Origin of the sequence: Acidovorax sp. Leaf73, from assembly GCF_916855635.1 — a bacterium.
GTDB classification, from domain to species: Bacteria; Pseudomonadota; Gammaproteobacteria; order Burkholderiales; family Burkholderiaceae_C; genus Acidovorax; species Acidovorax facilis.
Genome location: NZ_CAKASI010000001.1, coordinates 640,539 through 665,879 on the forward strand (window position 1 = coordinate 640,539; position 25,341 = coordinate 665,879).

General features: G+C 64.5%; 23 protein-coding genes. 15 read left to right on the forward strand and 8 right to left on the reverse strand.

Annotation, left to right across the window (positions count from 1 at the left end; translation table 11 throughout):
* Positions 1-148: 148 nt before the first annotated feature.
* Complete coding sequence (locus LPA35_RS03100) at positions 149-1,039, reverse strand: LysR family transcriptional regulator (RefSeq protein WP_228894988.1); 891 nt, start codon at positions 1,037-1,039, stop codon at positions 149-151.
* 96 nt (positions 1,040-1,135) lie between these two features.
* Here LPA35_RS03100 and LPA35_RS03105 point away from each other — a divergent pair, with 96 nt between their 5' ends.
* From LPA35_RS03105 to LPA35_RS03120, 4 genes are all read left to right on the forward strand, one after another.
* Entirely contained in the window at positions 1,136-1,606 is a 471-nt protein-coding gene (locus tag LPA35_RS03105) for a cyclophilin-like fold protein (RefSeq protein WP_228894991.1), read from the forward strand.
* A gap of 253 nt (positions 1,607-1,859) precedes the next feature.
* Positions 1,860-2,855 (forward strand): alpha/beta hydrolase, encoded by a 996-nt coding sequence (locus LPA35_RS03110; protein WP_228895942.1) that lies wholly within the window; start codon positions 1,860-1,862, stop codon positions 2,853-2,855.
* 3 nt (positions 2,856-2,858) lie between these two features.
* A complete protein-coding gene (locus tag LPA35_RS03115; protein WP_370641336.1) occupies positions 2,859-4,100 on the forward strand; it encodes an MFS transporter in 1,242 nt (413 codons plus the stop codon).
* Between the two features lie 214 nt (positions 4,101-4,314).
* A complete protein-coding gene (locus LPA35_RS03120; protein ID WP_121506619.1) occupies positions 4,315-5,454 on the forward strand; it encodes a zinc-binding dehydrogenase in 1,140 nt (379 codons plus the stop codon).
* Positions 5,455-5,713: 259 nt separating this feature from the next.
* Here LPA35_RS03120 and LPA35_RS03125 read toward each other — a convergent pair whose 3' ends face one another.
* The gene (locus tag LPA35_RS03125; RefSeq protein ID WP_055397528.1) at positions 5,714-6,007 is read right to left on the reverse strand and encodes a hypothetical protein; all 294 of its coding nucleotides are present in this window, start codon (positions 6,005-6,007) and stop codon (positions 5,714-5,716) included.
* A gap of 279 nt (positions 6,008-6,286) precedes the next feature.
* Here LPA35_RS03125 and LPA35_RS03130 point away from each other — a divergent pair, with 279 nt between their 5' ends.
* The 4 genes from LPA35_RS03130 (at position 6,287) to LPA35_RS03145 (ending at position 11,640) form a co-directional block, all read left to right on the forward strand.
* Complete coding sequence (locus LPA35_RS03130; protein WP_055397526.1) at positions 6,287-6,595, forward strand: hypothetical protein; 309 nt, start codon at positions 6,287-6,289, stop codon at positions 6,593-6,595.
* A gap of 322 nt (positions 6,596-6,917) precedes the next feature.
* Positions 6,918-8,006, forward strand: a complete 1,089-nt coding sequence (locus tag LPA35_RS03135; RefSeq protein WP_228894992.1) for a DUF6817 domain-containing protein — start codon at positions 6,918-6,920, stop codon at positions 8,004-8,006.
* Positions 8,007-8,192: 186 nt separating this feature from the next.
* On the forward strand, positions 8,193-9,029 hold the full coding sequence (locus tag LPA35_RS03140) for a MetQ/NlpA family ABC transporter substrate-binding protein (RefSeq protein WP_228894994.1): 837 nt from the start codon (positions 8,193-8,195) through the stop codon (positions 9,027-9,029).
* Positions 9,030-9,330: 301 nt separating this feature from the next.
* Positions 9,331-11,640: a bifunctional diguanylate cyclase/phosphodiesterase gene (locus LPA35_RS03145; RefSeq protein ID WP_228894996.1), complete on the forward strand. Its 2,310-nt coding sequence runs from the start codon at positions 9,331-9,333 to the stop codon at positions 11,638-11,640.
* Between the two features lie 356 nt (positions 11,641-11,996).
* On the opposite strand, the gene LPA35_RS03150 is transcribed toward LPA35_RS03145, so the two are convergent.
* Positions 11,997-12,644: an FMN-dependent NADH-azoreductase gene (locus tag LPA35_RS03150; RefSeq protein ID WP_121419901.1), complete on the reverse strand. Its 648-nt coding sequence runs from the start codon at positions 12,642-12,644 to the stop codon at positions 11,997-11,999.
* A 154-nt stretch (positions 12,645-12,798) separates the two neighbouring features.
* Between LPA35_RS03150 and LPA35_RS03155 the strand changes: the two genes are divergently transcribed.
* Complete coding sequence (locus LPA35_RS03155; protein ID WP_228894997.1) at positions 12,799-13,746, forward strand: LysR family transcriptional regulator; 948 nt, start codon at positions 12,799-12,801, stop codon at positions 13,744-13,746.
* A 138-nt stretch (positions 13,747-13,884) separates the two neighbouring features.
* Entirely contained in the window at positions 13,885-14,754 is an 870-nt protein-coding gene (locus LPA35_RS03160) for an HDOD domain-containing protein (RefSeq protein ID WP_228894999.1), read from the forward strand.
* Positions 14,755-14,813: 59 nt separating this feature from the next.
* Here LPA35_RS03160 and LPA35_RS26100 read toward each other — a convergent pair whose 3' ends face one another.
* From LPA35_RS26100 to LPA35_RS26105, 5 genes are all read right to left on the reverse strand, one after another.
* Positions 14,814-15,956: an ankyrin repeat domain-containing protein gene (locus tag LPA35_RS26100; RefSeq protein WP_304505246.1), complete on the reverse strand. Its 1,143-nt coding sequence runs from the start codon at positions 15,954-15,956 to the stop codon at positions 14,814-14,816.
* The gene (locus LPA35_RS03170) at positions 15,953-16,567 is read right to left on the reverse strand and encodes a sigma-70 family RNA polymerase sigma factor (protein ID WP_228895002.1); all 615 of its coding nucleotides are present in this window, start codon (positions 16,565-16,567) and stop codon (positions 15,953-15,955) included. The genes LPA35_RS26100 and LPA35_RS03170 overlap by 4 nt, the downstream gene beginning before the upstream one ends.
* Before the next feature lie 38 nt (positions 16,568-16,605).
* On the reverse strand, positions 16,606-17,385 hold the full coding sequence (locus tag LPA35_RS03175; RefSeq protein ID WP_228895004.1) for a hypothetical protein: 780 nt from the start codon (positions 17,383-17,385) through the stop codon (positions 16,606-16,608).
* Positions 17,386-17,537: 152 nt separating this feature from the next.
* Entirely contained in the window at positions 17,538-18,419 is an 882-nt protein-coding gene (locus tag LPA35_RS03180; RefSeq protein ID WP_228895007.1) for a hypothetical protein, read from the reverse strand.
* Positions 18,420-18,565: 146 nt separating this feature from the next.
* Entirely contained in the window at positions 18,566-20,104 is a 1,539-nt protein-coding gene (locus LPA35_RS26105) for a methyl-accepting chemotaxis protein (RefSeq protein ID WP_304505247.1), read from the reverse strand.
* A gap of 385 nt (positions 20,105-20,489) precedes the next feature.
* Here LPA35_RS26105 and LPA35_RS03190 point away from each other — a divergent pair, with 385 nt between their 5' ends.
* From LPA35_RS03190 to LPA35_RS03210, 5 genes are all read left to right on the forward strand, one after another.
* Positions 20,490-21,074 (forward strand): alpha/beta hydrolase, encoded by a 585-nt coding sequence (locus tag LPA35_RS03190; protein WP_228895008.1) that lies wholly within the window; start codon positions 20,490-20,492, stop codon positions 21,072-21,074.
* A 231-nt stretch (positions 21,075-21,305) separates the two neighbouring features.
* Entirely contained in the window at positions 21,306-22,310 is a 1,005-nt protein-coding gene (locus LPA35_RS03195) for a sulfate ABC transporter substrate-binding protein (protein ID WP_029413810.1), read from the forward strand.
* 31 nt (positions 22,311-22,341) lie between these two features.
* A complete protein-coding gene (gene cysT, locus LPA35_RS03200; RefSeq protein WP_029413812.1) occupies positions 22,342-23,211 on the forward strand; it encodes a sulfate ABC transporter permease subunit CysT in 870 nt (289 codons plus the stop codon).
* The gene (cysW, locus tag LPA35_RS03205) at positions 23,208-24,116 is read left to right on the forward strand and encodes a sulfate ABC transporter permease subunit CysW (protein WP_176885775.1); all 909 of its coding nucleotides are present in this window, start codon (positions 23,208-23,210) and stop codon (positions 24,114-24,116) included. Before cysT ends, cysW begins: the two co-directional genes overlap by 4 nt.
* A 12-nt stretch (positions 24,117-24,128) precedes the next feature.
* Entirely contained in the window at positions 24,129-25,253 is a 1,125-nt protein-coding gene (locus LPA35_RS03210) for a sulfate/molybdate ABC transporter ATP-binding protein (RefSeq protein ID WP_228895010.1), read from the forward strand.
* Positions 25,254-25,341: the final 88 nt, after the last annotated feature.

Consider the following 25,341-nt stretch of genomic DNA (forward strand, 5'->3'; position numbering starts at 1 on the left):
GGAACGATTCTGAAAGTTGGAGTGCACTCTAAGTCAAGCACTGAATCGCTCCAACGTGACAAGGGGTCGCAACAGGCCGCTGTCTAACCCTTGTTCGTATTCGCAGCCTCGTGATCTCTAGCCACCCGCGTGCTTGCAAGCAGTCTCTTCACCGCAGCTGCAACGCCTGCAGCACCAGCGAAAACGCAGGCGATGGCTGGCGCCGACTGGGGTAGTACAGGTGGTAGCCCGCGAACGATGGGCACCAGTCTTCCAGCACCCGCACCAGGCGGCCGTCTTCGATGTGGGTGGCCAGTTCGTCCTCGGGCAGCAGCGCAATGCCCAGCCCGGCCAACGCTGCATCGACCTGGGGCGGGGCGGTGTTGAAGATCAGCGGGCCATCTACCCGCACGTTGACCTGTTTGCCCTTGCGCGCAAAGTCCCACACGTACAGGCCGCCCGAGGTAGGCATGCGCTGGTTGATGCAGCGGTGCGCCGTCAGGTCGTGCGGGGTTTTGGGAATGGGATGGGCGGCAAAGTAGCTGGGCGATGCGACCACGGCCATGCGAAGCGGCGGGCCGATGGGCATGGCAATCATGTCCTTGTCGATGGTGTTGCCCAGGCGCACCCCGGCGTCAAAACGGTCGGCCACGATGTCGCGAAAGCCGTAGTTCATGTCGAACTCCAGCGTGATGTCGGGGTTGTCGTGCAACAGCGGCATGAGCTTGGGCAGCAGCGTGGTGTGCATGACGTGGTCGCCGCAGGTGATGCGCACAGTGCCTGCGGGTTTGTCGCGCAGTGCGGTCAGCGCATCCAGCTCGGCCTCAATCTCGTCAAAGCGGTGACCGATGGCTTGCATCAGGCGTTCGCCCGCTGGTGTGGGCGAGACGCTGCGCGTGGTGCGTGTGAGCAGCCGGATCTGCAGGCGCTCTTCAAGGCCACGGATGGTCTGGCTCAGCGCGGACTGCGTGACGCCCAGAGTGGCTGCGGCCCGGGTGAAGCTGCCCTCGCGCGCCACGGTGACAAAGGCCAGCAGATCGTTCAGGTTGCGTCTCGCCATGTCTGATCCTTTGGGTTGATTAGTTAGCCAGCCTTATAAACCCATTCGCCATTCATTATCTAGTCGGCGCAAGCAATGCTGGGCAAACTTCTTGCCATGGCACAACGCATCAGCACCCACCCCTTCCAACGCCGCGCCCTGGTGGGTGTCGCCTTGGCATTCACCCTGGCAGCCGGGGTGATGCCCGCCACCACCTTTGCACAGCAGGGCCCCATGGAAATTCATCTGCATATCGATGGTGCCATTGCCACCGCCACCCTGGACAACAACGCCGCAGCGCGCGATTTTGTGGCCCAACTGCCGCTGTCGCTGACGTTGCAGAACTACGCGGAGATCGAACGCATCGCCACCCTGCCGCGCAAGCTGTCGGTGGATGGGGCACCGGCGGGCATCACCCCCAAAACAGGTGACCTCAACTACTACGCGCCCTGGGGCAATCTGGCGATTTTCGTGGGCGATGACGCCTATGCACGCGGCCTGGTGCGGCTGGGCAGAGTGGACACGGGCCTGCCCGCGTTGCAGCACCAGGGGCCTTTGAAGGTGCGTATCGAACGCGCCTGCGATTGACGCGCAGACAAAGCATTGGAGCGTCCCACGAAGGCGCGCCCTCGGCCCCCGCCTTCATTTCTTGATTTCTCGTCCTTCCCCAATTTCCTACCTCCCCAGGAGCACGAACATGCACAACACACTCTCCACCATCCACGCGCAGCACCCAATACCCGGCACAGCCCCCCTCACCTCGGACCGGCGCGACTTCCTCATCCGGGCGGGCTTCGGTGCGGCGGTATGGGGCGGGCTGTCTGCCGCGGGTGGTAGTGCGATGGCAGCAGGGCCGCAGCCAGCGCCCGGCAAGCTCAGCGGCGCCGACAATTTCTACCAAAGCGACAAGGTGGCCGTGCGCAAGGTGACCTTCAAGAACCAGTACCGCATGGCGGTGGCTGGCAACCTGTTTGTGCCCAAGAACCTAGACCGCAGCAAGAAAAATCCGGCCATTCTGGTGGGCCACCCCATGGGCGCAGTCAAGGAACAAAGCGCCAACCTGTATGCCACCAAGATGGCAGAGCAGGGTTTTGTCGCGCTGTCGCTGGACCTGCCTTTCTGGGGTGAGAGCGAGGGCCAGCCGCGCAACGCGGTGGCGCCAGACATCTATGCCGAGGCTTTCAGCGCAGCGGTGGATTTTCTGGGCACGCAGGCGATGGTGGACCGCGAGCGCATTGGGGCCATTGGCGTGTGCGGTAGCGGCAGCTTTGTCATCAGCGCCGCCAAGATCGACCCGCGCATGAAGGCCATCGCCACCGTCAGCATGTACGACATGGGTGCTGCCAACCGTGATGCGCTGAACCACTCGCAGACTGTGGAGCAGCGCAAGCAGATCATTGCCGCCGCTGCCGAGCAGCGCTACGTGGAATTCACCGGCGGGGCTATCCAGTACACCGGTGGCACGGTGCACGAGCTGACGGTAGACACACACCCCATTCAGCGGGAGTTCTATGACTTCTACCGCACCCCGCGTGGCGAGGTCACGCCCAAGGGCGGCTCAGCCAAAACCACCACCCACCCCACGCTGACCAGCAACGTCAAGTTCATGAACTTCTACCCGTTCAATGACATCGAGACGATTTCTCCGCGCCCCATGCTCTTCATCACGGGTGACCAGGCGCATTCCAAGGAGTTCAGCGAAGACGCCTTCAAGCGCGCTGCCGAGCCGAAGGAGCTGCACATCGTCCCCGGTGCGGGCCATGTGGATCTGTATGACCGTGTGAACCTGATCCCATGGGGCAAGTTGACGGCGTTCTTTGGCAAACACCTGGCTTAAGCAATGACCACCCAGGTTTGCGACGCCCCGCCGCACCACACAGGCGGTGAAGACGGGGCGGCGGCGCAGCCCGCGCGCTGGAGCGGCGTTTTTGCGATGACGCTCTGCGTGTTTGCGCTGATCGCGTCGGAGTTCATGCCAGTCAGCCTGCTCACACCCATGGCCGCAGACCTGGGTGTCAGTGAGGGTTGGGCCGGGCAGGGCATTGCGGTATCGGGCGCCTTGGCCGTGCTCACCAGCCTGAGCATTGCAGCGCTGGCAGGCAGGATGGACCGAAAGACCCTGCTTCTGGGCCTTACGGCGCTGATGTGCTTATCTGGCGCGGTCATTGCACTGGCGCCGAACTACGCGGTGTACATGGTGGGGCGCGCGCTCATTGGGGTGGTGGTGGGAGGCTTCTGGTCGATGTCGGCCGCCACGGCCATGCGGCTGGTGCCCGCGCAGCAGGTGCCACGGGCCCTCGCCATCTTCAATGGTGGCAACGCGCTGGCCACGGTGGTGGCGGCGCCGCTCGGCAGCTATCTGGGGGCCGTGATTGGCTGGCGTGGGGCTTTCTTCTGCCTGGTGCCGGTGGCGCTGCTGGCCTTCATCTGGCAGTGGGTGAGCCTGCCGCCAATGCCTGCCGGGCCTCGGCGCTCTGGGGCCTCTGGCCTTGTTTTCAGTCTGCTCCGGCGCCGGATGATTGCTGTGGGCATGCTGGCAGTAGGCTGCTTTTTCATGGGACAGTTTGTGCTGTTTACCTACCTGCGTCCATTTCTGGAAACCGTCACGCATGTGGGTGGGTTCACCTTGTCGTTCATCCTGCTGGTGATCGGGGTGGCGGGCTTTGTGGGCACCACACTCGTCGGCGCGGCGCTGGCCAGAGGCTTTTACCCAACGCTGTTCATGGCACCCGTCTTGATGGCGCTCATCGCCATCGCGCTGATCTGTCTGGGAGACCAGCTCACCGCTGTCACGGCCTTGCTGGGTGTATGGGGCATGGCGGCCACGGCAGCACCGGTGGGCTGGTGGACATGGGTCGCCCGGTCGATGCCGAAAGACGCTGAAGCCGGAGGCGGTCTCATGGTGGCGGTGGTCCAACTGGCTATCGGCCTGGGCTCCACGGTGGGGGGCCTGCTGTTTGACCGCAGCGGATACCAGAGCACCTTTGTCGTCAGCGCTGTTTTGTTGCTGGTGGCCGCGTTGCTGGTCTTGCTGACCTGGCGCTCTGGCAGGGCCGAGGGCTGTGCTGTTGCCGGTGGTTGAAGGTTGAAGGAGATGGGGTGAACGCGTGCATTGCGCGCCAGCAAACTGACGGCGATGTGGGGTGCAAAACCCAGGGGACAGCAAAACCCGGCGTCCTGGTGAAAAATGGCGCGGCAGGTGGAGAGGCTGTGACCTGCTGGCACCCCAGCCTCCCCCCACGTCGCGCCGCTTCATGTGCGCGGCTCCATTTCCATCATCCCACTGCGAGTCTTCCATGAACCCATCCATCCCTACCACCGCGCTGCAGCTGCGCTCGCTTGTACAAGCCAATGGCACCTTGCAGATCAGCCTGGAGCCGACACCCGTGCCCACGCCAGGGCCTGACGAAGTGTTGATTCAGGTACAGGCCACGCCCATCAACCCATCGGACATTGGCCTGCTGCTGGGCCCGGCTGATCTGTCCACCGTGCAGGTCGCGGGCACGGCCGAGCGGCCGGTGGCCACGGCTCGCATCCCCGAGCGCGCCATGCCCGGCATGGCGGCACGCCTGGGCCAGAGCATGCCCGTGGGCAACGAGGGCGCCGGTCTGGTGGTGGCTGCGGGTGCATCGCCCGCTGCGCAGGCGCTGCTGGGCCGCACGGTGGCAGTGATTGGTGGCGCCATGTATTCGCAGTACCGCGCCATGCCTGCAGCGCAGTGTCTGCCGCTGCCGCCCGGCACCACGGCGGCTGAGGGCGCGTCGTGTTTTGTCAACCCGCTGACTGCGCTGAGCATGGTCGAAACCATGAAGCGCGAAGGCCACACCGCGCTGGTGCACACCGCTGCGGCCAGCAACCTGGGCCAGATGCTGCTCAAGATTTGCCAGAAGGATGGTGTCGGCCTGGTCAACATCGTGCGCAAGCCCGAGCAAGCGGAACTGTTGCGCGAACTGGGTGCCCAGTACGTGTGCGACAGCAGTGCGCCCGATTTCATGGCCGAGCTGACCGACGCGCTGGCCGCCACTGGCGCCACCATTGCGTTTGATGCCACGGGCGGCGGCACGCTGGCGGGGCAGATCCTGCAGTGCATGGAGGCGGCCATCAACCGCAAGGCCAAGGAATACAGCCGCTACGGCTCGGCCGTGCACAAGCAGGTTTATTTGTACGGCCACCTGGACACGCGCCCGACCGAAGTGCACCGCACCTTTGGCATGGCCTGGGGCATGGGGGGATGGCTGCTGTTCCCGTTTCTGCAGAAGATTGGCGAAGAGGCCACCCAGGCGCTGCGCCAGCGCGTGGCGGCCGAGCTGAAGACCACGTTTGCCAGCCACTACGCGCGCACCGTGTCGCTGGCAGGCGCGCTGAGTGCCGAGTCCATTGCGTTCTACGGCCCGCGCAATACTGGGGCCAAGGTATTGATCGACCCGTCGCTGTAAGCGACGTTGCAGGGGCTCTTGCGGCGCCTTGAGGGACGGTCCATTACGGCAGGCGCTAGGCAAGCTCGGTAAGTGCCATGTAGCCAGTCGGCGCCGCGTGCGCCAACAAAAAGGGCTCCCAAAGGGAGCCCGATCTGCCTGCCCGCCCCTGCGGTTCAGTTAACACTCCCCATGGCAGCGCCACCCGCAAATGCAATGTGCCACCACCATGGGAAGTCCCGCAACTGCTTCAACCAATCTCAAGCAGTTGGTCTGCCAATTACATGGCGCTGAATTCGCCGTGGGGGATCTGGCCGGTGCGCAGGGCTTCGGCAGCCTGGGCACGCACGGCAGCGCGGTCAGCGGTGGAGGTGTAGGTCACCACACGCGAACCAGCAGGTTCCTGGCTGCGGGTCTGGGCGACGGTTGCGGCTTCAGCGGCCACTTCAGCGCGGGTGCGGTTCGTTTCGAACTTCAGGGCGAATTGCGAGCTGTCGGCTTCGTCAGCCTGGGCGCCAAAAGAAGCGAAAGCGGCAACAGCAGCGACGGAGAGGAAACGGGCGGTCTTGTTCATGATGAAAATCCTTGAAGGTTAAAAAGCGTCTCAAAAAGCCGGGTCAAAAACCATTCCTGAACCGGGTTCGGTGAGTCGCCTTGCGGGTTCGGCTCATCGATGGGATGAACTGTACGCCGATGGTGTTCACGGAAAAACTACCTGGTCGCGAACTAACTGTTCCAGTATTGAGAACAATCCTTCCATCATCCCGCGCTCCCGGGTGATCTTTCAGGGCTCGAATTCTGCTGGAAAAAACTGTATATTCATACAGCATCAAACCACAGGAGTAGCAGTGCCATGCAAGTCATCGAATCCACTTTCGTCGTCAACCTCCGCGACTATCCCGAGGAGCTTCCGCCCAAAGAGCGCATTGCCGCAGAAACCCGGTACGCCAGGGCCCTGGAAAAGCAGCTTGGCGGCCCTGAACAGGTAGCGGCTGCGCTGGACACCATGCAGAGCCTGGAGGAGTCGCCCCCCGAGGTGGTGTCCCCTGGCGATCTCACTTTGCTCAAGGCCTGGGGCAAGGCCAGCGTGGCAGCCCGGCAGGCCGGGTTCCGGGATTTGGGGGAAGGCGAGGGCGCGTACTTTGAAGTAAGGCTGGTCTGAGAGGCTGAGAGTCCTTCATCCATGCCCGCCTTGCACGCCAATACGCCCCGGCTCGTCGTTACAAATGCTCGCCATAGCCTGAGCTATGGCTGTGCTTTGCGCCTAGATCCGAGGCGTATTTGCGCGCCTTTCGGCCCGGCTTAAAAACTCTCAGCCTCTGAGCCTGAAAGCCCGCAGCACGCAGTGGGGCTGACCGAGCCGTCGTGCAGGCGCGTGCTGGGTGTGAGGGCCGGGTCGCCCCGGTGCTTGCACACCCGCCGTGTGGACAGATACTGTGTGTACATTGCATTACCTGCACGATCAACGCCGGAGACACAACACCATGACCTTGCCGCTTCACCCTCTGGACCCTGCCCTGTTTGCCCGCGCATTGCCGCTGCTGGACGAAGAGTGGCTGACCCGCGACCCTGAGCTGGCGCCCGTGCTGCCCACGGTGCTCGCGCGCAATGTGGGGCAGGACTGGCACAAGGCGGGCACGTTTCGCCACCACCTGGTGGGCGTGACGCGCACGCTGACGGTGTGGCAGCAGCCGCGCGATGTGCGCCTGCTGGGGCTGCTGCACAGCGTGTATGGCAATGCCTTTGTGGACCTGGTGAAGTTCGACCCCGCCAAGGAGCGCGCCCGGGTGCGCGAGATTGCGGGCGAGTCGGCCGAGCACCTGGTGTATTTGTTCTGTACCCAGTCGCGCACACAGTTTGTGCAAAAGGTGCTGGCCCATGCACTGGAGGCGGACGGCAGCCTGGTGCTACAAAAAGACGGGCAGGACCACGTGCTCACACCCTACGAGGTGGCGGCCTTCATCATCGTGAGCATGGCCGACACCATCGAGCAGTGGTTCAGCTGGCAGGACGATATCTTCTCGCGCTTTCCGGACGTGCAGCACCGCAGCCAGAAGGCGCACTGGGCCGCATCGCTGTGGCCCGGGCCCATGCGGCCGTCGGGGCGCATGGTGCACCAGATCAACGGGCTCGCGAAGGCACTGCAGCACCCGGGCCTGAAGGATGTGCTTCCCATGCCGCCGGTGTTTGCGCACTGCTCGCAGTACCTGTCGGCCGCCAACGAGGCGGCTGCCACGTCGCTGTACTGGTCCGTCATCCAGCAAGACCAGCCGCTGGTGGACCTGGACGTGGCCACCGGCGTGCTGGAAAGCGCCGTGCGCCACAACCCCTGGGTGGGCGAGCCGCAGATGGTGCTGGCCCAGCTGTATCTGTCCGCTGGCCGCAAGGACGACGCCAAGGCCGCCGCCGAAAGCGCGCTGCACCTGTTCAGCGCCTGGGGCAATGCATGGGACAAGCGCGTGCAGTGGGACGCCTGGGTGGCCTGGACGCGCATCCTGCTGCAGGGTGCCACGGTGGAGGGCACCTGGCCCGAGCGGCTGGACAAGCTGAACAACGTGGCGCTCAGAGTGTGACCCCCTGAGGCGCTGCGCGCCTTCCCCCAAAGGGGGACGCCACCAGCGCGGCGGGGCGGCCCTTGCGCGGTGGCGCTGAGGGCGCGCGCGCCTTTTCAAAGTGCAGGGCGCCTGTTTTTTTATATGTGATTGGGTTGTAATGAAATGAAAACTTAGTTGTTCCAGTTTTATCGGGAAAACCCTAGGATGCGAACCATCTCTCAACGAAAGGTTTTCCCTGTGAACAACAACAAGCGCCTTCTCCTGCAATCCGCCCTGGCTCTGGCCGCTGCTGCCGCTTTCTCGTCCGGCGCCATGGCCCAGGACAAGCCCATCAAGGTGGGCGTGACCGGCGGCCCCCACGCCCAGATCTTCGAGCAGGTGAAGAAGGTTGCCGAGAAGGACGGCCTGAAGATCCAGATCGTCGAGTTCAGCGACTACGTGCAGCCCAACGCCGCGCTGTCGGCGGGCGACCTGGATGCCAACAGCTACCAGCACAAGCCTTACCTCGATGCGCAGGTGGCAGACCGTGGCTACAAGCTGGTGTCGGTGGGCTACACCGTCAACTTCCCCATCGGCCTGTATTCCAAGAAGGTCAAGAAGCTGGAAGACCTGAAGGAAGGCGCCAAGTTCGGCATCCCCAACGATCCCACCAACGGTGGCCGCGTGCTGCTGGTGCTGCAGGACAAGGGCCTGATCAAGCTGCGTGACGGCGCGGGCCTGAAGGCCACGCCGCTGGACGTGGTGAGCAACCCCAAGAAGCTCAAGTTCGTGGAACTCGACGCTGCCCAGCTGCCGCGCTCGCTGGACGACCTGGACGCCTCGGCCATCAACACCAACTTTGCGCTGTCGGCTGGCCTGAACCCTGGCAAGGACGCGATTGCGCAAGAAAACGCCAAGAGCCCCTACGTCAACCTGATCGCCGTGCGCGAAGCCGACAAGGACAAGCCCTGGGTGGCCAAGCTGGTGAAGGCCTACCACTCGGAAGAAGTGAAGAAGTTCATCCAGACCGAGTTCAAGGGCTCGGTGCTGCCAGGGTTTTAAGGCTTCACGCTGAGCGCACCCTGTGATGGGTGGGCGCTGCGGTGCCCTGGTTTGACTTTCTCCCGCGAGGGGAGCGGGAGCCCAAAAGCGCTGTCGAAGAACGGCAAATATTCAGATTCCATTGGCATCCAGCGCTTGTCCAGCAGGCGCTGGATGCTATTTTTTTGGTAGCTATTGGCCGGCCCAGTGCCCCGGCTGCTTTGAGGGGAAACAGGCGGGCCACGCTTGCGTCCACAATGGGAGGGTTAACGTTCTGTAGCAATTACGCCCAGCACACCCCTTCCACCACGGCCCCCCACCCATGTCCTTCGCGGAACGAATCCTCTCAGCGGTCTGGTTGAGCGCAGCCACGCTGTTGTTCGCCGCGTCGCTGTGGGTGCCGGACGTCAGCGTGCGGGTGTTTCTGGACAACGCCTCGTGGACGCTGGCGTTTGGGCTGTCGGCCTTCTGGGCCTGGCGCGGCTGGGTGCAGGCGCCGCCTACCGACCGCGCGCTGCACGCCGGTCTGCTGGCCTTTGCCCTGCTGGTGGCTGTGGGGCAGATGGTGTGGAACGTGCAGGTGGCGCTGGACTGGAACCCGTTCCCCGCGCCTGCCGACCTGTTCTTTCTGGCCGGGGGCCCGCTGTGGGCGGCCACCGTCATCCGCGCCACGTTTGCCCGCCTCTCGCGTGACCGCGCCTACCCGGCGGCGCTGGACTTTGGCGGTGCCGTGCTGGCGCTGCTGGCCTTCACCCTGGTGATCTATCTGCCCTCGGGCGGGGTGGGGTCGGCGGCGGTGGGTACGGTACTGGTGCTGTACCCGGCAGGGTTCCTCACGGCGGCGGGAGTCACGGCGCTGGCCATTCCTACCGTGGGGGTGCGGGTGGCGCGCTCGCACCTGCTGGTCTTGATGGGCCTGCTGGGCTATGGCCTGAGCTGGATGCAGTGGAACCTGATGGTGATCAGCAGCACGGTGGAGCCGGGTGTCTGGTTCAACGCCAGCTTCAGCCTCTCGGCGCTCGCCCTGGGTTGGGGCGCGCGCTGGCTGCGCTTTGAGATGTCGGTGGATGCCGACTACCGCCGCCAGTGTGACCGGGCCATGAACTATGTGCCGCTGGTGTCGATGACGCTGGCGGCCATCACCCTGGTGCTGCTGTTTGTCGCGCCCGACGGGCGTGCCGGTGTGCAGGCGCTCATCTTGGTGTGCTGCCTGCTGGTGCTGCTGCTGGCCGCACTGCGCCAGACCATTGTGGTCAGCCTGCTCAACCGACTGCGCACGGCCGAGGCCGCCGTGCTGCGCAACGAAGAGCAGCTGTACCGGGTGGCGCACTTTGACGCGCTCACCGGCCTGCCCAACCGCCGCTACTTTGAAGACGCGCTGGAGCGCGCCGTGGCCGAGGCCGCGCGCGACACGCAGGGCACCAACCGCCGTGTGGCGCTGCTGCTGATTGACCTGGACCACTTCAAGAGCGTGAACGAAACCTACGGCCACCGCGTGGGCGATGCGCTGCTGAGTGAGGTGGCCCAGCGCATCACCCAGCTGCTGGCAGGGCAGGGCCTGGTGTCGCGGCTGGCCAATGACCAGTTCACCGTGATGCTGCTGCGCCCCGCCTCGCGCACCGAGCTGGCGCAACTGGCCGCATCGCTGGTTGAAGGGCTGGGGAGACCCTGGGAGCTGTCGGAGGTAGGTGCGCAGTACATGGGTGCCAGCCTGGGCATCAGCCTGTACCCGGACGACTCTGCCAACAGTGTGGAGCTGGTGCGCCACGCGCATTCGGCGCTGCACGCCACCAAAAGCGCAGGGCGCGGCTCGTACCGTTTCTACATCGAGGAGTTCACGCAGATCACGCGCAGTCGGCTGGAGCTGCGCCGCCGCCTGCACAGCGCGCTGCAGGGTGGCGAGTTCACGCTGGTGTACCAGCCCCAGCTCAACCAGCAGCGCCATACGGTGGGCGCCGAGGCGCTGCTGCGCTGGTCGTTAGACGGCAAGGCGGTACCGCCGGACGAGTTCATTCCGCTGGCCGAGGAGAGCGGGCTCATCGTGCCGATGGGCCTGTGGGTGTTCGACACCGCCTGCCGCCAGGTGGCGCAGTGGCGCGCCGAGGGCTGGCAGGTGCCGGTGGTGTCGGTCAATGTCTCCACCATCCAGCTGCGCGAACCAGGGTTCACCCAAACCTTGCTGGGAGTCACCCAGCGCGCGGGGGTGGCGCCTGCGGACCTGGTGCTGGAGATCACCGAGTCGCAGTTGCTGGACGAGTCGCTCTACGCCATTGCGCTCGACCTGAAAAACGCGGGTTTTGCGCTGTCGATCGACGACTTTGGCACCGGGCACTCGTCGCTCATCAAGCTCAAGCGCCTGCCAGTGGGTGAGCTGAAGATCGACAAGGTGTTTGTGCGCGACATCGTGGTGGATGTGAACGACCGCGAGATCTGCGCCACCATCAATGCGCTGGCTCGCACGCTGGGCCTTTCGGTGGTGGCAGAAGGGGTGGAGACCGAGGAGCAGCTGCAGCTTTTGATCAAGATGGGCTGCGAGCGTTTTCAGGGCTGGCTGTTTGCCCCGGCGCTGCCGCCGGAGCAACTGGCCCGGCAGTGGCTGCAGCGGCAGTCGACAAGCCGCACAATCGTCTGAATGCGGATTTGCTATTTAATTTATAGCTATTAGTGCTTATCTAATAAGCGATGGAGTCACTTTTCAACATAAAAACAAAACCCGGCAGGGAGCCGGGTTTGTCAATGTTGGCGGGGCCTGGTGTCCTGAGTTGGAAGTTCGTTGATGTAATGAATTTCCAACTCAGGACACTAGGGATCCTCTGCACGAATCGAGCGGTAAGTGTGCGCTGCGGATCGGGAGGGGCTGCCAGGCGCAAAACGCAGCAATAGCTGTAGCTATTGCGAGGTTTTGCAACACCGCAGACCACCCGAATCCGCAGATGCACACGGTGCGGTGATTCGTGCAGAGGGTCCCCAGGGCCCTGCAGTTGCCGTTCAGGCCGCTTGCGCTACGCTGGCCTGGTTGGCTGCGGCGCCGGTGTGGTTGGTGATTTCCACTTCGGCGGAAGCCAGGGCTGCGGCCTTGGCATCAGGGCCCATGGCCACGCCTTCAGCGCGCACAAACCGCACGTCGGTGATGCCGAAGAAGCCGAACACCACCTTCAAGTAGCTTTCCTGGTGCTCCATGGCCTGGCCGCCTTCGCTGGTGGAATACACGCCACCCCGGGTGGAGGCCACGATCACAGTCTTGCCTTTGGCCAGGCCTTCGGGCCCGTTGGCGGTGTACTGGAACGTGCGGCCGGGTTGGGCAAGCCGGTCGATCCAAGCCTTGAGCTGGGTGGGAATGCTGAAGTTGTACAGCGGTGCGCCAATCACCACCACGTCGGCTGCCAGAAACTGGCTGACCAGTTGCTCGGACACCGCGTTCTCGCGCTTTTGCGCTTCGCTCAAGCCTTCGGTCTGGCCAGTGCGCGGAGTCATTGCGTCCATGGTGAAGTGTGCGGGGGTATTGGCTACCAGATCGAGGTAGGTCACCTCGGTGGCTGGATGGCTGGCTTTGTAGGCGGCCACGATCTGTGCCGTGAGCTGTCGCGAAACGGAGTTGGCACCGGTGATGGCGGAATCAACGTGAAGCAGTTGCATGAAAAACTCCTTGGGGTTCTGTGGATGGAGCCACAGCGTGTGGCCATGGGATGAATTGTGGTTGTTCATCCATTTGTTGATAAGGTGGTTAATTTGAGATAGATTGTTCCATCCATCGAATGAATCGCGCGCGGCTACAACCCGCACTTCCACCATGCAAGACCTCAATGACATGCTGTATTTCGCCGAAGTGGTGGAGCGCGGTGGCTTTGCCGCTGCCGGCCGCGCCCTCGGCATCCCCAAGTCGCGCCTGTCGCGGCGCGTGTCCGACCTGGAGACGCAGCTGGGTGTGCGTCTGCTGCAACGCACCACCCGCAAGCTGTCGCTAACCGAAGTGGGCGAGGCCTACTTGCGCCATTGCCAGGCCATGCGCGAGTCGGCCCAGGCTGCGGCCGACACTGTGGCCCAGGTGCAGACCACACCGCGCGGCACCATCCGCGTGAGTTGCCCGGTGACGCTGGCGCAGACCGTGGTGGCCGAGCTGATGCCCCGGTTTCTCGCCCAGTACCCCGAGGTGCGTATCGACATGCTGGTGAGCAACCGTGCGGTGAACCTGGTGGAGGAGGGCATCGACGTGGCGCTGCGCGTGCGCCCCTCGGTGGACGACAGCGGCAGCATGGTCGTCAAGCGGCTGGACCACACCACGCAGATCCTGGTGGCCAGCCCCGAGCTGCTGATCCGCCAGGGCACGCCAAAGACGCTGGACGATCTGGCCAAGCTTGACAGCATTGCCATGTCGGCACCCGAGGGCCGGTCCATCTGGAATCTCATCGGCCCTGGCGGCGTGCACCAGATGGTGCAGCACACGCCGCGCTATGTGGCCGATGACCTGCTCACACTCAAATACGCCGCCGTGGCGGGCACCGGCGTGTGCTGGATGCCCGACTACATGTGCCAGGAAGAAATGCGCGAGCGCAAGCTGGTGCGGGTGCTGCCTGACTGGGCGCCCGCGCCCGCCATCGTGCATGCGGTGTTCCCCTCGCGCCGTGGGCTGTCGCCCGCCGTGCGGCGGTTTCTGGACTACCTGGGCGAGGCCATGCCCGGGCGCAGCAGCCTGAGCACGCGGCAGGCCCTGCAGGGGCTCGACGGCGCGAATATCTGAGTTGCTGAGCGCAAAGACTGCGCTTGTACACGGGTTCAATGGGCGGCACGCTTTTTGGCCCCACAATGCAACGAATTGCAACTGTGCGGGCTGCCCCCGTCCCTGTGTTCAGCACACGCGGCGGCCCGGGGATTTTTTGTGACTGCTCCACACCCCATCGACCAAGACATCCGGCAGGCCCGTGTGCACCCCGCCGTGCGGGCCATCGTGGTTCCGCCGTGCCCCGAATCGTTGCTGCGCCTGCAGCAGATCATGGCCGAGCCCGAGCTGGATTCGGCGGCCCTGGAACAATTGGCGTCCTCCGACGTGGCCCTGGCCGCTGCCGTCATGCGGCTGGCCAACAGCCCGCTGTATGGCCTGGCCCAGCCGGTGCAGACCGTGGGCATGGCGCTCACGGTGTTGGGGCTGCAGCCAGCGGTGCAGTTGCTAGCGGCCTTCATCACGCGCAACGCGCTGCAGGTGCGGTCGCCGCTGCTGGAGCATTTCTGGGAAAGCTCGCAGCGCCGCGCCATCGCCTGCGAACACATCGGCCACCAGCTCTACAGCTTTGACCCGGGCCTGGGCTACAGCTTCGGTCTGTTCTGCCATGTGGGCATGCCGGTGTTGGTGAAGGCGGTGCGCGGCTATGCTGGCACCGTGACCGAGGCCCTGGCGCGCAAGGACCGCACCTTCACCCAGACCGAAAACGCCAGCCACCGCACCGACCACGCCGTGATGGGCGCCATCGTCGCGCGCACCTGGCACCTGCCAGGCGACGTAGCGCAAGCCATCTGGCTGCACCACGACTTTGCCTGCCTCGATGACGAGCGGTTTGACCCTACCGTACGCCACTTGGTGGCCCTGGGCCTGCTGGCCGAGTTTCTGGTCAACCAGCATGACAACCTTCCGCCCACGCGCAAATGGCAGCAGCATGGGCAGGCCTGCATGGACCACCTGCACGTAACGCAGGACGAGCTGGACCACTGGATCGACGCGCTGCATCCTGCGTTTGAGGCCGTGCGGTTCTGATGCCGATGCGCGGCTGATCAATCAGAAGACCGTTCGGGCTGAGTCCATCTCCGCCGCCCTCAGCGCACCGCCTCCAGCAACTCGGCCAGGCGCGTATGCCCCCGCTGCGCAGCCCACTGCGCCGCATTCAGGCCCTCGCGGTCCACCAGCCGGGGGTTGGCGCCCAGGGCCAGGAGCTTCTGGGCGGTGGTGGTGTGGCCGTTCATCGCTGCCAGCATCAAGGCGGTTCTGCCCTCGTTGTCGCGGGCGTCCACAGGCGTGCCCTGGCGGACGAGGCTTTCTATCTGCTGAGGGTTGCCCGCACGGGCAGCGTCCCACACGTTGCCTGGCAACGATGCCCCGAGGCGTTTTTGCATGGAGGCGTTGGCTGCTCCGTTGCTGTCGCGGGCCGCAGAGTCGGCCAGCGGGCTGCGGGCGGCCGGGGCTGCAGCAGCGGCCGCTGCCTGGGGCTCGGGCGCGGCTGGTGGTGGGGGCTGTTTTGTGGGAGCTGTTGCCGCGTGCTCGCGCCTCTCGGCGTTGGGGGCGGCGACCGGGGAGGGCGATGCGGGGAACCCAGACATGGCTCCGGCTGCGCGGGGGGCGTGCAGGGTTTCAGTTTCTGCGGCTGCTGTGGAGGCAGACGCGGGGGCTGGGGCCACAGCCGTGGCAGGTGCTGGAGTTGGTGCCGGGGTTGGTGCTGGCGCGGTCTTGGCTAAGGGCTGCGCGGGGGTCGGTGCGTGCGCAGGCGAAGGTGCCGTGGTGGACTTGGGAGCCACGGCCCCCGTGGCCGGGCTGGTGGTGTTGCGGGCGCGCTCCTGCTCCTGTGCGCTGTCGGGGGGGGCTGGCAATGTGGCCGACGGAGGCGCGGAGAGGGCCTCTGGCAGGGGCTTGGGTGCGGGGGCGGTTTGGGCTGCAGGTGCGGGCGCCTCGGCCCGGCGGTGGCTGAATGCGGTGTCCCGCTCCTCGGGCGTGCCGCGTTCGAACTGCAGCATCAGCAAACCGGTCAGGCCCACCACGGCCACGGTGGCCAGGGCCGAGATCTTCCAGCGTGCCTGGTTGGCGGCGGGGGCTTCAGGCGTTGGAGCGGGGCCTCCAGTGTGGGCGGCCGCCACCATCTGTGCATGCGCGCGCACGGCCTCGCGCACATGCGCGCCGGGGCGGGCGCCTTCCTGCGCGCTGGCTTCGTGGTAGCGCCGGACCAGCTCGTCGTCCTGCAGGTTCATACAAACTCCTTGAGGTGCTGGCGCAGGCTGGCCCGCGCGTAGCGCAGGCGGCTCTTGGCGGTTTCGAAATTCACGCCGGTGGCCTCGGCAATCTCCTGCACGCCCAGGTCGCCTTCGGCCTGCAGCAGGAAGGCCTCGCGCTGCTCCAGCGGCAACTGTTCCACCGCCGCAATCAGCGCGGCCGCTTGTTCGCGCGACTGTAGTTGCCGCACGGGCCCAAAGCCCGAGTCGGCCACCAGCGTGTCGGCCAGCCTGCGCGCATCGTCGTCGCTCGCATCCAGGCTGGTGTGGTGCCTGGCGGTGCGCAGGTGGTCCACCAGCCGGTGGTGCGCCAGGGTGAACAGCCAGGTGCGGAACTTGGCTTTCACCTCGTAGCGGGCAGCATTGCGCGCCACGGCAAACCACACGTCCTGCAGCAGGTCATCGGCCACGGCCTGCACCTTGACGCTGCGAAACACAAACCGCCACACCGCCAGTTCGTGCCGCCCATACAGTACATCGAACGCGCCGAGGTCTCCTGCGGCGTAGCGCAACATCAGCGCTTCGTCGGAGTCCTCCATGGTGGCGGGGAATGGGGTGGATGGCACCCGCGCATTATGGGAGGGACTCATGCGCTCGCGGGCAGATCCGCTGGGGTTGCATTCAGGGCCTACCTCGGGTCTGGTACGTAAGACACGTTGTCCGATTGCGGCACGGTTTGCGGTACGGTTTGCGGTACCGGCGGGTGCGCACGCCGCTTCCGGATCACGCCTTTTGCAATCAGGTTTTTGCGGCTGTCGTAACGGATGCTGATGACCTCTTCGAGGAGGTGCGACACAACCGGGGTCTGGCGCTGCCCGTGCGGGGCTTCCTCGCTCAGACGGTCTTCGTTGCTAACTTTGTTGCGGCGTTGGCCGGACGGTTCAGGCCTCACCTGTGCAACGGGGTCGATGATCCGCTGGCGGAACAATGCAATCTGGATCAGGCCCACCTTGGTTGAGCGAGCAGTGAGGTCAGCGTGGGAGTTTGCAACGTTTGCGAACTCGAAGTAAGGCAACGTGCCGCTGGATTTGTACCAGCCGGCAATTCGATCGCGCGCATGGGGCAAGAACACATAGCCGCTCCGTCTCCACCCGTCGTTCTGACCGGTGAACTCATCGGTCTGACCGGTGAGTACGTCGACGCCATCCACCATTAGCACGACATTCACCCTATCGCCGCTGTGATTGTGCAATGTGACCGCATACTGGGCCCCAGGTCGGCCAGCGACCCAGTATTGGCCCTTGGCGTAGTACATCGGCAGCCTGGCGCCTGTATTGGGGTTGACGATAGTGACTTGGGCCAGGCGGCCGATGGCCTGGGCGTGCAAGCTGGTCAGCGCGAGCAGTACGGCCAGCGCGGTGACGGTGGTATGGATGAGGGCAGGGAGTGTGGGGGAACCGGTTTTCATAGCGGCCCTTTGACGATGTTATTGGTGCTGAGTGAAACGAGCGGAATGGCTGGGTCGGATCAGGGGCAGTCGGCCGCCGCGCACTGTGCGAGGCGCCCGTTCACCTGCGCGCGGGATGGCTGCGCATGGCCGGTCCGCTATCCCGGGCCCAGTCAATTCGGGTCCGGCACATAGGACAGGTTGTCCGATTGCGGGAATGCCCGGGGCACCGGCATGCGCGCCGGCCGTTCGCGGATGATGCCGCTGGCCACCAGGTTCTCGCAGCTGTCGTAGCGGATGCTGATGATTTCATTGGGCTGCTCCTGCAGGCGCGTGAAGCTGGTGTGGGTGACGACCGAGGTCTCGCGCTGGCCGTGCGCCGTGCCCAGCTTGGCCGACGGCATGGGGGCGGCCTTGGCCACTCTGTCGGCAGATTGCGAGCGGGCAGAGGATTCGGCCGATGGCTCAGGGGCCGCCGGTGCAGCGGCAGCGGGTGACGTGGGTTCCTCCCGCAGGCGCCCGAGGCCGTGGCCGTTGTCACGGCGCTGGCTGTAGGGCTCGGGGGTGATGGCGGGGGCAGGCTGGGGCACCGGCGGCTGTTCGCGGAACAGTGCCACGCCAATCACGCCCACATGCGCCGGGCGGCCCGTGCGGGCGGCATACGAGTTGGCAATGTGGGAAAACTCGAAGGCCGCTACCTGGCTGTCGCTCTTGCGCCAGCCGGTGATCTGGTAGCGCTCGTACGGCGAGAACACATACCCGCGCTGGTCCCATGCAGCGGTTTCGCCGCTGAGCACATTGACTCCGTCCACCGAGGGAACGGCCAGCACCCGCTCTCCCAGCCGGTTGCGCACCGTGATGGCATACCGCGCCCCGGGCCGCCCTGCCACCCAGTATTCGCCCCGGGCGTAGTGCACCGGCAGCGTGGCGCCGGTGTCACGGTCCACGATGGTGACATCAGCCAGGCGGCCAATGGCCTGGGCAGGAAGGTGGGCCAGGCCCAGCAATGCCGTCAGGGCGGCGAGGGCGGGCAGGGTGAGCGAACGGGGTTTCATAGCAGCTCCATCAAAAAAATGTGGTGGTGCTGTATGAAACGAACGGGGTGGGTCAATGGGGTTGAGAGGTGCCCAAAAAAAATCAAAAATAGTTTTCAGCACTGCATCGCACCCAAGCTTGCGGGCCTACCGTTCGCACTGCGGTCTCAGTGAGCTAGGCGTCGCACGCTGGTGGTGGGCAGGGCATTGCCCCGGTGACTCGCTGTGGCGCGTGTGCCCATGCCTGCTGCAGCGCTGCCGCTGACCTGGAACACGGCCACCAGCTCTGCCAGGCGCTGGGCCTGCTGGCGCAGGTTCTCTGCGGCAGCGGTGCTTTCACCCACCAGCGCGCCGTTTTGCTGCGTCATCTGGTCCAGCTGGGTCACGGCCACGTTGACCTGCGAGATGCCGTCGCTCTGCTCGGCAGCGGCGGTGCTGATCTCGCCGATGATGCCGTTCACGCGCTGCACGCCTTGCACGATCTCGTTCATGGTGTCACCGGCATTGGCCACAAGCTGGGTGCCCGAGTCCACTTTTTCGACGCTGGACTGGATCAGCGCCTTGATCTCCTTGGCGGCCTCGGCGCTGCGCTGCGCCAGGCTGCGCACCTCGGTGGCCACCACCGCAAAGCCCCGCCCCTGCTCGCCCGCGCGGGCTGCTTCCACGGCAGCGTTCAGCGCCAGGATGTTGGTCTGGAACGCAATGCCGTCGATCACGCCGATGATGTCGGCGATCTTCTGGCTGCTGTGGTGGATGTCCTGCATGGTGCTCACCACCTGCTGCATCACCTCGCCGCCCTTGGTGGCGGTGCTGGCGGCGGTGGTGGCCAGTTGGTTGGCCTGGCGGGCCGAGTCGGCGCTCTGGCGCACGGTGGCGGTCAGCTCTTCCATGCTGGCGGCGGTTTGCTCCAGGCTGCTGGCGGCTTGTTCGGTGCGGTGGCCCAGGTTCTGGTTGCCACTGCTGATGTCATCGCTGGTGGTGCGCAGCTGCGCAATGTTGTCGCGCACGGCCGAGACCAGTTCATGAAAGCGCTGTTGCATGTCGCGCACGGCCACCATCACGCTGCCGGTGTCGCCCGCCTTGACCTGCACGTGCGCCGTCAGGTTGCCTTGCTGGATGGCCTGCACCACGGCGCGCACTTCGCTGGGCTCTGCCCCCAGCTCGCGGCCAATGCTGCGCGATACCAGCACTGTCACCGCCACGCTGATCAGCACGGCCAGCAGGGTGATGGACAGCATCACGCCGGTGAATTGGCTGGCGTCCTGGTTGGCCGTCTGGCTGTTCTTGATGATGCGGCCTTCCTCGTAGTCGATGAGCTTGTTGGCTGCGGTCAGCCATTGCTCGTACTGCGGTTTGGCCTCGGCCCAGAGCAGGGCTTCGGCGCCCGCGCGGTCGCCAGCCTGCATCAGTGCAACCACCTTGCTGGTGGTGGCCACCGTGCGTGCCTCGATGTCCTTGAGCGCTTGCACCATGGGGCCCACTTCGGGTGGGACCTCTTTTGCGGTTTTCAGCACGTTGTCGAGTTGCGTGGCGGACTGGGCATAAAAGTCGGCCAGCCGCGCGATGGATTCAATCTCTTTTTTGCGCGCCTCGTCGTTGGGCGCCAGCACCACATCCCGCACCGCGATGGAGCGGTCGTGGGCCGAACCCCGGAAGTTGATGGCAGCGCGCTGGATGACAGCGTTTTGCGTGGCATTGGCGGTCATGCGCCATCGATGCCCCGTGCAATGAGCACGCTGTAGACCGACATGCCGAGCAAAGCCACGATGACCAGGCCGAAGCCCGCCATCAGGCGCTGGCTGATTTTCCATGTGTGCATTGAAGGTGCCTCTTGAAGATGTCTTGGGGCGACGTTGCCCATACAAACCGCCAGGCGTCCCCGTTGGAGGGGCAGACCACAGCAAGTTGTTTGCATTCAGTTACATTGTACTGATTGGTTGTAAATTAAACCGTTTGGTTTAATTTATCTACTCGATAGTCAATGCTTGTTTGTCTGGGCAGGAGTTGAGGCTTTTTTAGATGTTTTGGCGATTAAATAACAAGAATTAAGTCGTTTGGGTTTTAAGGTGCGGCTCGCAGAATGCAAGTGCTGTGACCCCTACCATCTCCATCATCATCGTCCCCGGCTGGCGCGACTCTGGCCCCGGACACTGGCAAAGCCTGTGGGCCGAGCGCCTGCCCAATGCGCGCCGCGTGGTGCAGGACGACTGGATCACGCCCACCCGGACGGCCTGGGTGGGGCAACTGGAAAAGACCGTGTTGGCCGCGCCGAACCCCGTGGTGATCGTGGCGCACAGCCTGGGCTGCATCGCTACCTCTCATATGGGCCCCGAGGCAGCGGCCCGGGTGTGCGGCGCGCTGCTGGTGGCCCCGGCAGACCCGGAGCGCCGCGCCATCCTGAGCGACTTTGCGCCCGTGCCCTACGCCGCGCTGCCCTACCGCAGCATTGTGGTGGCCAGCAGCAACGACCCTTTTTGCCCCATCCGGCTGGCGGGTGCCTATGCCCGGGCCTGGGGCAGCGAGTTCGTGCGCATGCAAAACGCCGGGCACATCAACATCGACTCGGGCCATGGCGAATGGCCCCTGGGCTGGGCATTGCTGCAATCGCTGGAAGGCGACCACGCCGTGCCGCAGCAGCCTGCCGCCCCAACACACGTAACGTCTGCAGCGGCCTGATTGCTATAATTTTAATAGCTATTAGCGCTTGATATTAAAGCGCTAGCGGCTTATTTGGCTTGAAGCGCCGCGTACGGGGCGGCTACCCGGGCAGGCATGCAATCGACCTGCGGCGGTCGATGAAAAATCCATATGCCAATATACGATTAATTAACAAGAATATATTCTTTTGAGTTTTAAGGGCGCCTCCGCACAATGCGTCATCTCCAGTATTTTTTGGGCGACACCACCATGACTTCTTTGAAACTCAAGACCCTTCTTGCCTCCCTGGCCCTGGCCGCCAGCGGCATGGCTGCCGCACAGAATTCCCTGTTGAACGTGTCGTATGACGTGGCCCGCGAGTTCTACAAGGACTACAACGCCGCCTTTGCCGCGCACTACAAGAAGACCACTGGCCAGGACGTGAAGATCGACCAGTCGCACGCCGGCTCCAGCGCCCAGGCGCGTGCCGTGAACGACGGCCTGGCCGCCGACGTGGTGACCATGAACACAACCACCGACGTGCAGTTCCTGGCCGACAGCGGCGTGGTGGCCAAGGACTGGGCCAAGAAGTTTCCGCACGACGCATCGCCCACCACCTCGACCATGCTGTTCCTGGTGCGCAACGGCAACCCCAAAGGCATCAAGGACTGGGAAGACCTCATCAAGCCCGGCGTGCAGGTGATCGTGGTGAACCCCAAGACCGGCGGCAACGGCCGTTATGCCTATCTGGCTGCCTGGGGCGCCGTGCGTGAAAAGGGTGGCACCGAGGCGCAGGCTGCCGAGTTCGTGGGCAAGCTCTACAAGAACGTGCCCATCCTGGCCAAGGGTGGACGTGACGCCACGGCCACCTTCCTGCAACGCAACCAGGGCGATGTGCTGATCACGTTCGAATCCGAGGTGGTCTCCATCGACCGCGAATTCGGCGCCGGCAAGGTCGATGCGATCTACCCGTCGGTGAGCGTGGTGGCCGAGAACCCCGTGGCCGTGGTGGAGCGCACCGTGGCCAAGAAAGGCACCGCCCAGCTGGCCAAGGCCTACCTGGACTACCTGTACTCTGACGAAGCGCAGGAGATCGCGGCCAAGCATGCGATTCGTCCCCGCTCGGAAACCGTGCTCAAGAAGTACGCCGACACGTTCAAGCCGCTCAAGCAGTTCACGGTGGCCAAGTATTTCGGCTCGCTGACCGAAGCGCAGAAGGTGCACTTCAATGATGGCGGCCAGTTCGACAAGCTCTACACGCCCGGCGCCAAGTAAGCCAGCGCGTTTCGTTTCTACCTCCTCACTTATGACCACCGCGACTGCAGTGGCCGCAGCCCCGGCCGGACGGCGCGCGCCCAAACGCGTGCTGCCCGGCTTCGGACTGACTCTGGGCTACACGCTTTTCTATCTGAGCATCATCGTGCTGATCCCGTTGTCGGCACTGATCTTCAAGACCTTCACGCTGACCTGGGAGCAGTTCTGGGCGGCCATCAGTGCGCCCCGCGTGATGGCTTCGTACCGGCTCACCTTCGGGGCTTCATTCCTTGCGGCGCTGGTCAACCTGGTGTTCGGCCTGCTGATCGCCTGGGTGCTGGTGCGCTACAAGTTTCCGGGTAAGAAGATTGTGGACGCGCTGGTAGACCTGCCGTTTGCGCTGCCCACCGCCGTGGCCGGCATCTCGCTGACCGCCTTGCTGGCGGGCAATGGCTGGGTCGGGCAGATTCTGGAGCCCATGGGCATTCAGCTCGCGTTCAAGCCTGCGGGTATCGTGATTGCGCTGATTTTCATCGGCCTGCCGTTTGTGGTGCGCACCGTGCAGCCCGTGCTCGAAGATGCCGAGAAGGAGCTGGAAGAAGCCGCCACCTGCCTGGGTGCCACGCGCCTGCAAACCTTCACCAAGGTCATCCTGCCCTCCATCACCCCTGCACTGCTCACTGGCTTTGCCATGGCATTTGCGCGGGCGGTGGGGGAGTACGGTTCGGTCATCTTCATCGCGGGCAACATGCCCATGGTGTCGGAGATCACGCCGCTGATCATCATCGGCAAGCTGGAGCAGTACGACTACGCAGGCGCCACGGCCGTGGCCGTGGTGATGCTCGTGATCTCGTTCATCCTGCTCTTGGTCATCAACGCACTACAGGCATGGCAGCGTCGCCATGCGGGGGCTCCAGCATGAGCGGCAACAACTCCCGAACCATACGCCGCGCCCAAGCGGGCACGACCGAATCGCCGTGGGTGCGCTACACCCTGATTGCTGTCGCGCTCGCCTTCATGCTGCTGTTCCTGGTGTTGCCGCTGGCCGCCGTGTTCGCCGAGGCGCTGCGCAAAGGCTTTGGCGCTTACCTGGAGGGTCTGCGTGAACCCGACGCCTGGTCAGCCATCAAGCTCACGCTCATCACCGCGCTGATTGCGGTGCCGCTGAACCTGGTGTTTGGCGTGGCAGCGGCCTGGTGCATTGCCAAGTACGAGTTCAAGGGCAAGGCGTTCTTGACCACGTTGGTGGACCTGCCGTTCTCGGTGTCGCCCGTGGTGGCGGGCCTGATCTATGTGCTGATGTTCGGCGCACAGGGCTGGTTTGGCCCCTGGCTGCAGGCACACGACATCAAGATCATCTTTGCCGTGCCGGGCATCGTGCTGGCCACCGTATTTGTGACCTTCCCGTTCATCGCGCGTGAGCTGATCCCGCTGATGCAGGCGCAGGGCAACGACGAGGAGCAGGCCGCCATCGTGCTGGGCGCCACCGGCTGGCAGACCTTCTGGTACGTGACGCTGCCCAACATCAAGTGGGGCCTGCTGTACGGCGTGATCCTGTGCAATGCGCGGGCCATGGGCGAGTTTGGCGCGGTGTCCGTGGTGTCGGGCCACATCCGTGGGCAGACCAACACCATCCCGCTGCACGTCGAGATTCTCTACAACGAATACCAGTCGGTGGCTGCGTTTGCGGCGGCCTCGCTGCTGGCGCTGCTGGCGCTCGTCACCCTGGTGATCAAGACCATTGCAGAGCACCGCAACGAGCAGGCGCTGAAGGCGGCTGCCGAATTGCCCCCCGAGCGGCCCGCGCCTTTGCCAACCGCCCGCTGAAGGAAGAAGACCATGAGCATTGAAATCCGTAACGTCAGCAAGCAATTCGGCGACTTCCAGGCGCTGCGCGATGTGAGCCTCGATATCGCGTCGGGCGAACTCATCGCGCTGCTGGGCCCCTCGGGCTGCGGCAAGACCACGCTGCTGCGCATCATCGCGGGCCTGGAGACGGCCGATGTGGGCACCATCCATTTCAGCGGCGAAGACACCACCGATGTGCACGTGCGCGAGCGCAACGTGGGCTTCGTGTTCCAGCACTACGCGCTGTTTCGCCACATGACGGTGTTCGAGAACGTGGCCTTCGGCCTGCGCGTCAAGCCCCGCAGTGAGCGACCGAGCGAGGCGCAGATCAAGCAAAAGGTGACTGACCTGCTCAAGCTCGTGCAGCTCGACTGGTTGGCCGAGCGCTATCCCTCGCAGCTGTCCGGCGGCCAGCGCCAGCGCATCGCCCTGGCCCGTGCCCTGGCGGTGGAGCCCAAGGTGCTGCTGCTCGACGAGCCCTTCGGAGCCCTGGACGCCAAGGTGCGCAAGGAACTGCGCCGCTGGCTGCGCCGCCTGCACGACGAACTGCATGTCACCTCGATCTTCGTGACCCATGACCAGGAAGAAGCGCTGGAAGTGGCCGACCGCGTGGTGGTGATCAACCAAGGCCGCATTGAGCAAAGCGGCTCGCCCCAGCAGGTATGGGACCAGCCAGCCAGCCCGTTTGTGTATGGCTTTTTGGGTGATGTGAACCTGTTCCACGGCCGCGCCCATGAAGGCCTGGTGCACCTCGACGGCATGCAGATCGACTCGCCCGAACACAGCCAGGCGCAAAACGCCAAGGCCTTTGCCTATGTGCGGCCGCACGACCTGGATGTGGAGCGCTATTCGCCCGGCGCCGGGCTCGACGCCCAAGGTCGCCCGCGCGGCATCGTGGCCCAACTGAGCCGCGCCATTGTGGTGGGCCCGATTGCGCGGCTGGAACTTATTCCCTCCGACGACCACAAACCAGCGGACAATGCGTCCCCAGACCACTTGATCGAAGCGCAGATCCCTGCGCAGCAGTTCAAGGAAATGGGTTTCAAGGAGGGTGAAACGCTGGTGGTGACACCGCGCCGCGCCCGCGTGTTCTTGGATCACGCCGCTGGAATCTGACTCCCCCTGAGCCGCTGCGCGTCTTCCCCCTGAGGGGGCGCACCCGGTGGACTGGCGGAGCCAGATCCACGGGTGTACTGGCATGGGC